This is a genomic window from Frondihabitans cladoniiphilus (assembly GCF_039544345.1).
GTDB classification, from domain to species: Bacteria; Actinomycetota; Actinomycetes; order Actinomycetales; family Microbacteriaceae; genus Frondihabitans; species Frondihabitans cladoniiphilus.
The window spans coordinates 785,338-798,008 of sequence record NZ_BAABLM010000001.1 but is presented as its reverse complement, the minus strand read 5'-3'; the positions used below and the strand labels follow the sequence as shown (position 1 = coordinate 798,008).

The window sequence follows — 12,671 nt, the reverse complement described above, 5'->3', positions numbered from 1 at the left end:
CCGACCGCCTCCCCGCTAGCCTCGACGGGTGAAGAAGTTCGCTGCCGCACTCGTCATCGCCCTGGGTCTCCTGTTCGCCGTCGCCGCTCCCGCGCGGGCCGACGTGAACGACTTCCGCTTCTCGAGCATGAAGGTCGCCTACTCGCTCGGGCGCGACGACCACGGACACTCGACGCTTCGCACGGTCGAGACTCTCACCGCAGTCTTTCCCCAGACGAACCAGAACCACGGCATCGAACGCGCTCTGATCGACGACTACGACGGGCATCCGACCGATCTGCACGTCGTCTCGGTGACCGACGCGTCCGGACGGGCGCGGCCGTTCGACATCGACCGCGAAGACGGCGACACGACCGTGACGAGCCGCGCCTCGGGGTTCGTGCACGGCAGCCAGACCTACGTCATCACGTACGAGCAGACGAACGTCACGCTGCAGAACGCGAGCTCGGGCAACGACGAGTTCTACTGGGACGTCAACGGCACCGACTGGGGGCAGCCGTTCGGCCGCGTCGACGCCACGGTGACGGTCGAGCCCGCCCTCGCGGACTCCCTCACCGGCGACCTGCGGGCCTTCCAGGGGCGAGAGGGGTCGCGCACGCCCGCGACCATCGACCGCGCTTCGACCTCGACGATCAGGGCGTCCGCGTCCGATCTCGGCGCTCACGAGAACCTGACTCTGGCGGTCGGTTTCCGCGCGGGCACCTTCACCCCGCGCGACGACAGCGTGCTGGCCGCGCCGTGGCCGCTGCTGTCGATGGGCGGTGGACTCCTGGCGCTCCTCGCCGTGGTCGCGGCCGTCGTCGCTCGGCGCGGGCCGCTTCGTGATGCGCCCGGACGCCCGACCATCGTCGCCGAGTACGAGCCGCCGGAGGGGATCGGCCTTCCGTTCGCGGGCCACTTCGTCGGCCGCGCCTCCACCGCGCCCGAGCTGCTCTCGCTCGCCGTCCGAGGGGCCCTTCGCCTCGTCGAGAAGTCGAACACGGGTCGCCTCACGAAGCGGGCGCCGGCGTTCGCGATGCGATACGAGACGGATGCCCGGGCCGACGCCGACGACCTCGTCTTCCTGCACGCGTTGTTCGGCGATCCCCTCGTCGCAGGCAAGGAGCGCGACGTCATCTCCAAGAACCGCAACGCGATCCAGCGCATCAGCACCCTGGGACGCTCGCTTCCACAGCGCGCCGTCGCGGAGGGGTACCGGCTACCGGTGCCGCGGCGACTGCTGATGGGCATCCTCGTGCCGGCCGCCGTCGGATTCCTCGTCGCCGTCGTGTTCGGGGCTGTCTCGATCGGTGCGTCGATCGGTGGCGCCTGGCCGGTCGTCGCTCTCTTCGTCGGGGTCGTCGCGGCCGGTGTCGCCCCCGTGCTCGTCGTCCGTCGCCCGCTCACCGCAAGGGGGGCGGAGGTCCGCGACCACCTCAAGGGCCTCGAGCTGTACGTGAAGCTGGCCGAGGCGGATCGCCTCGCCTTCCTGCAATCGCCCGAGGGTGCGCAGCGCGTCGCCGCCGGTGACGAGGCCTGGCTGCGGTTGAACGAGGAGCTCCTGCCCTGGGCGGCTCTGTTCGGGGCACAGAAGCGGTGGTCGGAAGAGTTGGGCGCCCACTACGAAGAACGGGGTGCGGCACCGGGCTGGTATTCGGGGCAGTCGACGTTCACCCCGGCGATCTTCGCCGCGAGCATGGGCGGCTTCTCGTCCAGCACGGCAAGCGCCTTCAGCTCGTCGACCGGAGGGAGCACCGGCGGCGGCTTCTCGGGTGGAGGCGGCGGCGGAGGTGGAGGCGGCGGCGTGTGATGCCGGCGTGCCGTGGCGCAGGCCGTGCCGCGGCACGGTCAGCACCGCTGCCCGACGGGCGGCGAATGTACAGAATCGGGGCCCGATCGATCGATCCGGCCCCGATTTCGCACACTCGGCACCCGAATCAGGCGGAAACGCCCGCCCGCACGGGCACGTGCCGCTCGTCCGGCCCGACGTACTCCGACAGCGGCCGGATGAGCGAGTTCGCCTCGAGCTGCTCGACGATGTGGGCGGTCCAGCCGACGATGCGGCTCGCCACGAACAGCGGCGTGAACATCTCGGTGTCGAAGCCGATGAGGCGGTACGCCGGCCCCGACGGGTAGTCGAGGTTCGGCTTGATCGGCTTGCGGGCTGCCATCGCGCCCTCGAGCGCGTCGTAGAGCGCCAGCAGGTCGTGCGCCTCGAACTCCTCGACCAGCGTGTCGAGTGCGGCCTTCATCGTCGGCACCCGCGAGTCGCCGTTCTTGTAGACGCGGTGGCCGAAGCCCATGATTTTGCGCTTCTGCTCGAGTGCCGTGGCGAGCCACGCATCCGCCGCGGAAGCCGTCCCGATCTCGTCGAACACGTGCATGACGGCCTCGTTGGCGCCTCCGTGCAACGGACCCTTCAGGGCGCCGACCCCGGCGACGACCGCCGAGTAAAGGTCGCTCAGCGTCGACGTGACGACGCGAGCGGTGAAGGTCGAAGCGTTGAACGAGTGCTCGGCGTACAGCACCATCGACACGTCGAACGCCTTGACCACCACGTCCGACGGCACCTCGCCGAAGGTCATGTACAGGAAGTTCGCCGAATAGCCCAGGTCCTCGCGGGGCTCGATCAGCTCCTGCCCACGACGGCGCCTCTGGTCGTAAGCCACGATCGCGGGGGTGGCGGCGAGCAGATGCAGGGCTTTGGCGTGGTTCGACTCGGGCGAGGCGTCCGAGGCCGTCGGATCGTTGGCGCCGATGATGCTCAGAGCCGTCCGCAGCACGTCCATCGGGTGTGCCGAGACCGGCAGATCGTCGACGGCGCGCCGCACGTTGGCCTCGAGCGCCCGCCCGGCCCGCTCCTCGGCCTGGAAGTCCGCGAGCTGCCCGGCGTCCGGCAGCTCACCGTTCCACAAGAGGTAGGCGACCTCCTCGAACGAGCAGTTCGCCGCGAGTTCCTGCACCGGGTAGCCGCGGTAGAGCAGCGAGTTGGTCTCGGGGTTCACCTTCGAGACGGCCGTGGTGTCGACCACGACGCCGGCGAGGCCCTTGTGGATCTCTGGTGCGGTGTCGGTCATGAGGCACTCCTTCGTGCGTTGGGGGCGTGGTGGATGGCGAGTGGTTCAGAGGGTGAAGTCGTACACGGACGAGTCGAACGCCCCGTAGGCCTCGTAGTCGAGCAGCTCATACAGCCGGGCTCGCGTCTGCATCCCCGCGACCTCCGACTGCAACGAGCCCTCGGCGCGCAGCGTGTCGAGCCCGCGCTCGGCGGCTCCCATCGCGATGCGCAGCAGGCTGACCGGGTGGATGACGATGTCGATCCCGACGCTCTCCAATTGGGTCGCCGTGAACAGCTCGCTCTTGCCGAACTCGGTCATGTTCGCGAGCACCGGCACGTCGACGGCTTCGCGGACCGCGGCGAACTCCGAGAGCGTCGCCATGGCCTCCGGGAAGATCGCGTCCGCGCCGGCGTCGACCAGCGCCTTCGCCCGGTCGACCGCCGCGGCGAGGCCGTCGAGGGCGCGCACGTCGGTCCTGGCCATGACGAGCAGGTTCGGGTCGCGCCGGGCATCCACCGCTGCTCGGATCCTCTTGACCGCGGTGTCGACGTCGACCACCGCCTTGCCGTCGAGGTGGCCGCAGCGCTTGGGGTTGACCTGGTCCTCGATGTGGAGGCCCGCGACCCCGGCGTCCTCGAGGGTCTGCACGGTGCGCGCCACGTTCATCGGCTCGCCGAACCCCGTGTCGGCGTCGACCAGCGTCGGCAGGTCGGTCATGCGGCTGATCTGCTGCGCGCGAGTGGCCACTTCGGTGAGCGTCGTGAGCCCGATGTCCGGCAGCCCGAGGTCGGCGGCGATCACGGCGCCCGAGATGTAGACGCCGTCGAAGCCCTTGTCCTGGATCAGCTTCGCCGAGAGGGGGTTGAACGCCCCGGGCAGGTGATGGAGGCGACCCGAGGCGAGGGATGCACGGAACCGGGCCCGCTTCTCGGCGGGCGTCGTCGTCGAGTACAGCATCAGAACAGCCCCTCGGGTGCGGTCGGAAGGACCCCGGGTCGCGCCGTGATCGTGAGTCCGCCGAGTTCGTCGGCGGTCAGGGACGGCAGCCGCGAGGCCAGAGAAAGGAAGCGCTCGATCTCGTCGTCGTCGAGCACGGGGGCGGCGAGCATCCGGAACTTGCCCTCGTAGTCGGCGCGGGCGAACGGACGCGCTCCGAGCGGGTGCGCGTCGGCCACCGCGATCTCGTCGACGAGCGTCGTGCCGTCGGCCAGTTCGAACTCGACCCGGCCCCCGAACGCCTTCTCGGCGGGATCGAGCGAGTGGTAGCGCCGGGTCCACTCCGGGTCTTCCGTCGTCGTCGTCTTCCGCCACAGCTCGACCGTGTCGGGTCGCGCCGCGCGCGAGGGCGCGTACGAGCCCTCGTGATCCCATGCCCCGTCCTGCAGCGCCACCGTGAAGATGTACGGGATCGAGTGGTCGAGCGTCTCCCGCGACGCGGTGGGGTCGTACTTCTGCGGATCGTTGGCGCCCGACCCGATCACCACGTGGGTGTGATGCGAGGTGTGGATCACGACGCGCGTCACGTTCGCCGGGTCGCGGAGCGTGGGATGCGCGCTCCCCAGCCTCCGCGCCAGGTCGATCCACGCCTGCGCCTGGTACTCGGCGGAGTGCTCCTTGGTGTAGCTGTCGAGAATCGCCCGCTTCGCCTCGCTGGGCGCGGGAAGAGGTACCTCGTACGCGCCTTCGGGCCCGTCCAGAAGCCACGCGATCACTCCGTCCTCGCCCTCGTAGATCGGCGTCGGGCTGGTCTGGCCGCGCATCGCCCGGTCGACCGCCTCGACAGCCACCTTGCCTGCGAGGGCCGGCGCGTAGGCCTTCCAGCTCGAGATCTGGCCCTTGCGCGACTGCCGGGTGGCCGTCGTGGTGTGGAGGGCCTGCCCGATCGCCTGGAAGATCGTCTCCGTGTCGAGGCCGAGCAGGGTGCCGATGCCGGCCGCCGCACTGGGGCCGAGGTGGGCGACGTGGTCGATCTTGTGCGCGTGCAGGCTGATCGCCTTCGCCAGGTCGATCTGGATCTCGTACCCGGTGGCGATCCCCCGCACCAGGTCGGCGCCCGTCCGCCCCGCGTGCTGGGCGACGGCGAGGATCGGCGGGATGTTGTCGCCCGGGTGCGAGTACTCGGCGGCGAGGAAGGTGTCGTGGTAGTCGAGCTCGCGGACGGCGACCCCGTTGGCCCAGGCGGCCCACTCGGGGCTGAAGCGTCCGTCGATGCCGAAGACCGTGGATCCCCCGTGTCGGTTCTCGGCAGTCGGCGACTGAGCCTGGCTCTGAGGGTGCGTCACGGTCTGCAGGTGAGCCTGCGCCTGCCCCCGCGCTGCCGTCGCACTCGCCCGGGTCAGCGATGCGGCCGCGACGGCGGCGTTGTCGATCACCCGGTTGATCACCATCTCGGTCACTTCGTCGTCGACGGCCACCGGATCGGCGGCGATCCGGGCGAGGCTCCAGGCGAGTTGCTCGTCGCGGGGCAGCTCGTCACCGCTCGGGTGGACGCGAACGTGGTGCAGTTCCATTGATCAGCCGTTCTTCGTCGAAGGGATGCTCGGGGTTCGGTGCAGGGGTGTGATTCCCCCTTTTGGGCGATTGTAGGCGCGGGATCCTCGACACTAGGTTCGAGCGCATGACGACGACCGGCCGCCTCACCCCTTTCAGCTCCGAGTGGATCCGCCGCGGGGTCCGGCACAGCGTGATCTGGTCGCTCGTGGCGGCGGCGCTGGTCGCCGTGGTGTGCGTCATCACCGGTAGCTTCGGGGCCGTCGGCGCGAAGGCCCTCACGACCATCGCTCTCCTCCTCGGCTTCGCCCTCATCTCCTGGTACGACGCGGAGGTCTCGGCCAAGCGCTCGACCTGGTTCGCGATCGCATCGGCCGGCACCTCCGTGTTCCTGCTCCTCGTCGGACTCGTGAAGCTCTGGCTGCCGTCGTTCGACGGGTCGTCGTTCGGAGCCTGGCTGTCGCTCGTCGCGATCATCCGGGTGGGGCTGTTGCACGTGCATCTGTTGCTCGGCATCTACGGGCGTTTCGCCACCCGGCTGATGTCCCAGCTCTCGCACGTGACGGTCGCGCTCGTCGCCGTGCTGATGGTGCTGCTCGCGTTGCCGCCGCTGGCGAACTGGGCGCCGTTCAGCGAGGGGTACTGGCGATTCGTGGCGGCCGTCGGCATCCTCGACGCGCTCGGCACCATCCTCGTGCCCCTGATCCACGTGCTGCTGTACCGGGACGAGAGCGCGCCGTTCGGAGGCCATGGGGCGTTCGGGGAGCCCGAAGCGTTCGACGAAGCGAGCGCCTACGGCGAGCCGGGGGCGTTCGGTGAGCCGCTGGCGTTCTCGGATCCCACCATCTCGGATCCCACCTTCTCGAGCCCGACGGGCGCCCCGCAGCCGTTCTCTCCGCCGACGTCCGGGTACGAACCGATCCCGGCGTGGGGTTCGCGGCCCGTGCCGCGGCCCCAGGTGAATGACGGTGGGATGCACGGCGCGCCCGTCTCGGAGCAGCCCCGGCCCGCCGCCCCAGCTCTCGCGGGTTCGACGTTCGCGGCTCCGACCGGGCCCGAGTCGTACGTGCCGCCGGAGCAGGATCCCGCGCCCCTGCGGCTCGCCTGGCCGCGGTACGCCGACGGCAAGCCCCTGCCCCGCAAGGCCGACGGATCACCCGATTTCGCCGGGGTGGTCGGCTACCGGGGGTGAGAACAGGCTGCCGTGAGACGGGGCCGACGACGAGGTCGTGAAGTGGGCGATACCGGACTCGAACCGATGACCTCTTCCGTGTGAAGGAAGCGCGCTACCAACTGCGCCAATCGCCCCAATGGGACTCGTCGATCCTACTGGATGCTCGGGCCCGTCGCATAAACGGCAGCGGCGGGCCGGGCGTGCCTCGCTCCCGGCCTACAGTGGCGCAATGACCCCGTCCTCGTCGTCGTCTCCCCGATTCGCCCTCGTCACGGGTGCCGGCAGCCCGGGCGGCATCGGTTTCGCGTCAGCACTGGCCCTGGGGCGCGACGGAGCCCACCTGGTGCTGACCTCGACCACGGACCGCATCTTCGAGCGCGTCGACGAACTGGGCGCGCTGGGCATCCCCGCCACCGGGCACGTGACCCGCCTTGACACCGAGGCCGACGTCGACCGCCTGTTCGCCGCGCTGCGTTCCGCGAGCACCCTCCCGTCGATCGTGGTGAACAATGCGGGCATGATCACCGTGCAGGACGACGAGATGGACTCGGGCGACGTGCTGATCAGCGTCGACGCGTGGAACCGCTCGCTGGCGTCGAACCTCACCACGGCGTTCCTCACGGCTCGCGCCGCGGTCCCGGGGATGCGCGGGGCCGGGTGGGGACGCATCGTCAACGTCTCGAGCGTCACCGGCCCTGTCATGGCCTCCCGAGGCGAGGTCGCGTACGCCGCGGCCAAGGCCGGCATGGTCGGGCTGACCCGAGCCCTCGCGGTCGACGAGGCGCCCTACGGCATCACGATCAATGCAGTCGCTCCGGGCTGGATCGCGACCCCGTCGCAACTCCCCGGTGAGGCCGTCGAAGGTCGGTACGTGCCGGTGGGCAGGAGCGGCACGCCGGACGAGGTCGCGTCGGCCGTGGCCTGGCTGTGCTCGGTGGGATCCTCGTACGTCACCGGTCAGGTGATCGTGGTCGACGGGGGCAACAGCATCGCCGAGGAGCGGCGCTACTCCCCCGCGCCGTGACTCTCGTCGGCGGTCGATTTGCGCTCCAAGACACGAACTAATCTCAGTTTGTGCCCGAGGCGATTCATCGCGTAGAGTTCATGAGGTCGCAGAGACGCGGCAAACACAAGCAACACAGCAATAACAGAAGTACCACGTAGTTTGCGGATGTGGCGCAGTGGTAGCGCATCACCTTGCCAAGGTGAGGGTCGCGAGTTCGAATCTCGTCATCCGCTCGAGTGAAAGCTCACCAGAGAGGTGATCCACCTGTCGGGTGGCTCTCTTCACCGGTGAGTCACTTATGGTGGCGTGGCCGAGAGGCGAGGCAGCGGCCTGCAAAGCCGTCCACACGGGTTCAAATCCCGTCGCCACCTCGTACGATGTACGAGTTGAATTGAATAGCTTGAGCGATTGGCGCAGCGGTAGCGCGCTTCCCTGACACGGAAGAGGTCGCTGGTTCGATCCCAGTATCGCTCACAGAGAAAAACCCCCGGCCCCCCGGGGGTTTTTGCTTTTCACGACAACTTGTTCCCCTCTCTCTGGCCTTATCGCCCGGCTCCTGGTCGGTCGAGCCTTGTACAAGTAATTCCGTTTCAAACCTGAATTGCTTGTACCATCCAAAGATGGACCTCGATCGCGGCATCACACTCATCGAGCTGCTCGGTGAGGACGGGGGCTTTACCATCGACCTCCGGTCCGTCGACCTGGCGTTGGTCGACGACGCCGGCGTACGGCAGCTCTACGAGATCAAGGTCCGTTCCACAGCGCCGGCGCCTTCTGTCCTGGCACGCGACGTCGAGAGTCTCGACAAGGCGGACGGCGACTCCCGTCTGCTTTACGTCGTGCCCCATCTCACCAAGAGCCTGCGGGCCACGGCGCTCCGAGATTCACGCATCGCCGTCGCTGCGACGGGCAACGAGACCGTCATCCTGGACGGCACAGAGTGGCATGCCCTGCGAGCCGCTCCCCCGCCACCGGCTCCTCGCGGCCGTAAGCCCTGGGGGCGACTCGCACTCATGCGTGCGCTCGTCCGCACCGACGAGCCGCGAACACAGGCCGTCCTGGCGAGCGAGACAGGCGTCGCTCAGCAGGCTGTCGCCCTTGCCCTTCCCAAATTGGCATCCCTTGGCGTTGAGCGAGGCCCGTCCGGCTGGCAGGCTCTCGAACCGAGCGTGCTCTGGAACGCATTCCTGGCCGACTACCCGGGCCCCGGCGGTCTCCGGCGACGCTGGAGTGGCGCGGCTCCCCTCGGTGTGCAGGTCGACAGGGCGGACGAGCTCGCCCGCGCATCGGAAACGAGCATCCTTCTGTCCGGCGACCTCGCCGCCGACGGGCAGGCTCCGATGCGTCGGCCAGTCAGCGCCACGGTGTTTGCCACAGCGGACATCGACCTCTCAGCGCGATCCGTGCTCGTCGAGGATGGCGAGGAGACACTTTCGGTCGTCGTCCCGGCCGATCGGACCGTGTTCGTCACAGCCCGCGCTTGGCATGGCTCAGATTCGAAGCCCGTCGGCCCCGAGCTCACCGACCCGATGATCACTGCCTGGGAGGTCGCGCATTCTCGCGGTGCCGACCGGGATGACGCCGTCGCGCATCTGAAGGAGACCGTCCTCGCCGAGCGCAATCGCCGAGCTTCGAGGGTGGCGCTGTGATCCGCGTTGCCGCAGTAGCACCCTGCACGTCGAACGCGGACGACCTCGCCTTCGCCTCCCTCGCGGATGCAGTCCGCGCGACCGAGGGGATGCCCGATTCCCGGGTGGTGGGCGGGCACATGGTCGGGCTCCTGCTGACGGCCTTTCCCATACCCGGCCTGTCGGCGCGGCGCACCACTGATGCAGATGCCGGCCTCAGCACGGCGATAGCAGCACGGGGAGATGTCACCGGTCGACTTCTGGAGCTCGGTTACCTGCGGGTCGACGGCAGCCGGTTCGAACGCGACGGACGAACCGTCGACCTGCTCGTCGAGGTAGCCGGCAGCAAGTTCAGGCCGCGCGACTTCGAGGACGGCCAGCTCGACGGAAGCCCCGGCCTGGATCTCGCGCTCGCTACCGACCCGATCGAGATCGACACGACAGTCGTCTACACCGACGGCCGCGATGAGCGGTTTGTCGTCCGTGTGCCCACTGTCGAGTGGGCGACCGTCATCAAGGCCTATGCAGCCGAGTCTCGACTGGCAGCGAAGGACATCGCCGATCTGCATCATCTGCTCGAGATCCGTCATTTGCACGGGCGCGACTCCATCGGTGGTTGGAGACTCGACGACGAACCAGCCATGGGCCGCCGCCTCGACGCGGCCCGCGTCTTGCGGCTGGTTAAGGCCGGAGACTCCCGGTTGCACGCCGCCGGAGTCAGACCTGCCCGATTCATCGAGCTAGTGCGCGAGCACGTCGCCCCTCTCGACTGACTCCGACGAATGCGTCGTGCCCAGAGAGACGAAATGCCCCGGTCTCCCGGGGCTTCTTCGTCTCACGGCGCAGTACGGGCGCCGGTGCGGCTCGTTACAGCGAGGCGCACTCGATGCAGACCGAGCCGAGCTTGGTCTCGTGGTCGAGCTGGATCCGCGGGCGGACCAGGAAGCACTCGACACAGGTGAATTCGTGCTCCTGCATCGGCAGGACGACGACGTCGAGCGCCTCGTCGACGATCGCCGCGTCGAGCTCGAAACCGTCGGCCGAGTCGCCGTCGTCGAGGTCGGCAGCGAGGCCGGTCGCCTTCGTCGTTCGGGCCTCGATGGAGACGACGTTGTCGTCGGTGTCGGGGGCGTTGCGAGGTGCGTCGTAGTCGGCTGCCATGGTGATCTCCTGCTGTTCGAGAAGTGATTGGGTCTCTTGCCCGCGGTAACTATAGATGCCCAGGAGCGAGAGCCACGCCGTGTTCGCCGTGGGCTGCATTTCTCGTCGCCGAAACATCGTCCGATGGCCGCCGGGAGCAAGGCGTCGCCGCCACGAAGGGAGCCGGCCCGCACCGCCCAGGGCCGTCGGCGTACCGTCACCCCCATGCGCATCGTGGTGGTCGGAGCGACCGGAAACGTCGGCACTGCCGTCCTGCAAAGACTCAAGGCCGAGAGCGGGGTCGAGATCGCCGGGGTGGCCCGCCGCATCCCCGACACCGACGGCACCCGGTACTCGGGCGTCGACTGGCATTCGATCGACATCGGTGACGACGATGCAGTCCCGCGCCTCACCGACGTGTTCCGGGGCGCCGACGCCGTCGTCTGCGTGGCCTGGGCCCTCCAGCCCACGCACGACGAGGCGGCCATGATGCGCACCAGCGTCACCGGCACCCAGCACGTCATGCAGGCCGTCGCCGACGCGAAGGTCCCTCAGCTCGTCTACGCCTCCTCGGTGGGCACCTACACGGCGTCGTCGAAGCGGCGGCGGCGCGACGAGTCGTGGCCCGTCTGGGGAATCCGGACGTCGAGCTACTCCCAGCAGAAGGCGCTGAACGAGTACGCCCTCGACGTCTACGAGGCCGCCCACCCCGACATCGTCGTGACCCGGCTGCGTCCCGGGCTCGTGATGCAGCAGGCGGCCGCGAGTGAGATCGTCGGCCTGTTCGCCGGCCGGTGGGTGCCGACCCGCTGGCTCAAGCATGTCACCGTTCCGGTTCTCCCCCTGTCGCCGCGGTTCGTCGCCCAGGTCGTCCACGCGTCGGATCTCGCCGACGCCTTTTGGCGCGCGATCGACAGGAAGGCCGGCGGCGCCTTCAACATCGCCGCGGAGCCCGTCGTCACCCCCCGACTCGTCGCAGGGGTCCTCGGCTCGAGGGCGATTCCGTTCCCCTACCGGATCATCCGGGGTGCCGTCACCGTGGCGTGGCGGCTGCGCCTCCTGCCGATCGACGCCGGCTGGGTCGACATCGCCGCCAAGGTCCCCGTGATGTCGACCGTGCGCGCGCGAGAGGTCCTGGGCTGGGAGCCGGCCGTCTCTGCGGACGTCGCCCTCGCGAGTCTCATCACCGGCCTGGCCGAACGCACGAACGTCCCGTCGTCCGGACCGCTCCGGGGCTAGCCGAGGCCGTCCAGCGCTTCCTTGGCTTCGTCGACCGACCGATGGGCCGCTCGCACTCGCCGGCCGGCTCGCTTCACCTCGTCCTGCAAGTGATCGTCCTCGGCGGCCATCCGTTTCAGCTCGGCGTCCACGACAGCGAGTGCATCCGACAGTCGCCGCCGCTCCGACTGCGACTCGTGCTGAGCCTTGTGGAGCTCGTCGAGCTGGTCCTCGAGGGCCTCGCGGGAGGCCTCCGCGTCCCCCCACGCGGCAGTGGCCTCCTCGAGGGAGCGTTCGGCGTCGGCCCGACGGGCTGCTTCCCGCTCCCGGTCACGTCGGGCGTGTGCATCCTCGCCGGTCCCGCTCCTGTCTTTTCGGGGCAGCGACCCCGACTTCGACTTCGATCCCGACTTCGACTTCGATCCGGACTTCGCCGCGCAGGCGGGAGAACCGTCCGGCGCGGGTCCGCCGACGGCACCGTCGACGTCGACGTCCTCGATGCCGTCGGAGCGCAGTGCCCGCACCAGCCGGCCGGTCAGGACCGCACCAGCGGCGCCCTCGTCGGCCACCACCGCCCGGAGGGTCTGCTCGACCTCGCCCGCGACGGCCGCGGTGAGGTCGCGCCCCGACTCGGCGGCCGTTCGGCGAGCGTGGTCGAGTAGCTCGGCGATACTCGTGCGGCGGTCGCGATCGAGAGCGGCGAGGGATGCCCGATCCAGCCCTGAGCCGCGTTCGCGGTAGCGTCGACCGAGCTCGACGAGTCGCTCGATCCCCTCGCCGTCGGTGCGCTGCAGGCCGTTGACGACCGCCGCACCGGCCGACGGCTTCGGAAGTCCTCGAACGGCCGTTGCGAGGACCCGATCGCCCTCCTTCCGCACCGCTGCCGCTCGAGCGTTCCGTGCGGCGACGAAATCGGTGGCGGGCAGTCCGTAGAGGTCGTCGGCGACGTCGAGGATCGGGGGTGCCATGTCCTGGAG

General features: G+C 69.3%; 11 protein-coding genes and 4 tRNA genes. 9 read left to right on the top strand and 6 right to left on the bottom strand.

Going from position 1 to position 12,671, the window contains the following annotated elements:
* The first annotated feature begins 28 nt into the window (after nt 1-28).
* Complete coding sequence (locus ABEA39_RS03685; RefSeq protein WP_345373326.1) at nt 29-1,789, top strand: DUF2207 domain-containing protein; 1,761 nt, start codon at nt 29-31, stop codon at nt 1,787-1,789.
* 127 nt (nt 1,790-1,916) lie between these two features.
* On the opposite strand, the gene ABEA39_RS03680 is transcribed toward ABEA39_RS03685, so the two are convergent.
* From ABEA39_RS03680 to ABEA39_RS03670, 3 genes are read right to left on the bottom strand one after another with little or no spacing between them, the layout of a single operon-like run.
* A complete protein-coding gene (locus ABEA39_RS03680; RefSeq protein WP_345373324.1) occupies nt 1,917-3,056 on the bottom strand; it encodes a bifunctional 2-methylcitrate synthase/citrate synthase in 1,140 nt (379 codons plus the stop codon).
* A 45-nt stretch (nt 3,057-3,101) separates the two neighbouring features.
* Entirely contained in the window at nt 3,102-3,995 is an 894-nt protein-coding gene (gene prpB / locus ABEA39_RS03675; RefSeq protein ID WP_345373322.1) for a methylisocitrate lyase, read from the bottom strand.
* The gene (locus ABEA39_RS03670; RefSeq protein WP_345373319.1) at nt 3,995-5,548 is read right to left on the bottom strand and encodes an MmgE/PrpD family protein; all 1,554 of its coding nucleotides are present in this window, start codon (nt 5,546-5,548) and stop codon (nt 3,995-3,997) included. The genes prpB and ABEA39_RS03670 overlap by 1 nt, the downstream gene beginning before the upstream one ends.
* 107 nt (nt 5,549-5,655) lie before the next feature.
* Between ABEA39_RS03670 and ABEA39_RS03665 the strand changes: the two genes are divergently transcribed.
* Nucleotides 5,656-6,720, top strand: a complete 1,065-nt coding sequence (locus ABEA39_RS03665) for a proline-rich domain-containing protein (protein WP_345373317.1) — start codon at nt 5,656-5,658, stop codon at nt 6,718-6,720.
* 43 nt (nt 6,721-6,763) lie between these two features.
* Here the strand turns inward: ABEA39_RS03665 and ABEA39_RS03660 are convergent.
* Nucleotides 6,764-6,836: transfer RNA gene (locus tag ABEA39_RS03660), tRNA-Val, on the bottom strand.
* Between the two features lie 95 nt (nt 6,837-6,931).
* Between ABEA39_RS03660 and ABEA39_RS03655 the strand changes: the two genes are divergently transcribed.
* The 6 genes from ABEA39_RS03655 to ABEA39_RS03630 all read left to right on the top strand — a co-directional run bounded on the left by ABEA39_RS03655 (nt 6,932) and on the right by ABEA39_RS03630 (nt 10,109).
* A complete protein-coding gene (locus tag ABEA39_RS03655; protein WP_345373315.1) occupies nt 6,932-7,726 on the top strand; it encodes an SDR family NAD(P)-dependent oxidoreductase in 795 nt (264 codons plus the stop codon).
* Between the two features lie 143 nt (nt 7,727-7,869).
* Nucleotides 7,870-7,941, top strand: a tRNA-Gly gene (locus tag ABEA39_RS03650).
* A 67-nt stretch (nt 7,942-8,008) separates the two neighbouring features.
* A tRNA-Cys gene (locus ABEA39_RS03645) sits at nt 8,009-8,079 on the top strand.
* A gap of 31 nt (nt 8,080-8,110) precedes the next feature.
* Nucleotides 8,111-8,182, top strand: a tRNA-Val gene (locus tag ABEA39_RS03640).
* Nucleotides 8,183-8,328: 146 nt separating this feature from the next.
* A complete protein-coding gene (locus ABEA39_RS03635; protein ID WP_345373312.1) occupies nt 8,329-9,357 on the top strand; it encodes a hypothetical protein in 1,029 nt (342 codons plus the stop codon).
* Nucleotides 9,354-10,109 (top strand): hypothetical protein, encoded by a 756-nt coding sequence (locus tag ABEA39_RS03630; RefSeq protein ID WP_345373309.1) that lies wholly within the window; start codon nt 9,354-9,356, stop codon nt 10,107-10,109. The genes ABEA39_RS03635 and ABEA39_RS03630 overlap by 4 nt, the downstream gene beginning before the upstream one ends.
* A gap of 94 nt (nt 10,110-10,203) precedes the next feature.
* Here the strand turns inward: ABEA39_RS03630 and ABEA39_RS03625 are convergent, their stop codons facing one another.
* A complete protein-coding gene (locus ABEA39_RS03625) occupies nt 10,204-10,596 on the bottom strand; it encodes a DUF4193 family protein (RefSeq protein ID WP_345373306.1) in 393 nt (130 codons plus the stop codon).
* A 105-nt stretch (nt 10,597-10,701) separates the two neighbouring features.
* Here ABEA39_RS03625 and ABEA39_RS03620 point away from each other — a divergent pair, with 105 nt between their 5' ends.
* A complete protein-coding gene (locus ABEA39_RS03620) occupies nt 10,702-11,715 on the top strand; it encodes an NAD-dependent epimerase/dehydratase family protein (protein WP_345373302.1) in 1,014 nt (337 codons plus the stop codon).
* Here the strand turns inward: ABEA39_RS03620 and ABEA39_RS03615 are convergent.
* Entirely contained in the window at nt 11,712-12,662 is a 951-nt protein-coding gene (locus tag ABEA39_RS03615) for a hypothetical protein (protein WP_345373300.1), read from the bottom strand. The genes ABEA39_RS03620 and ABEA39_RS03615 overlap by 4 nt on opposite strands.
* Nucleotides 12,663-12,671: the final 9 nt, after the last annotated feature.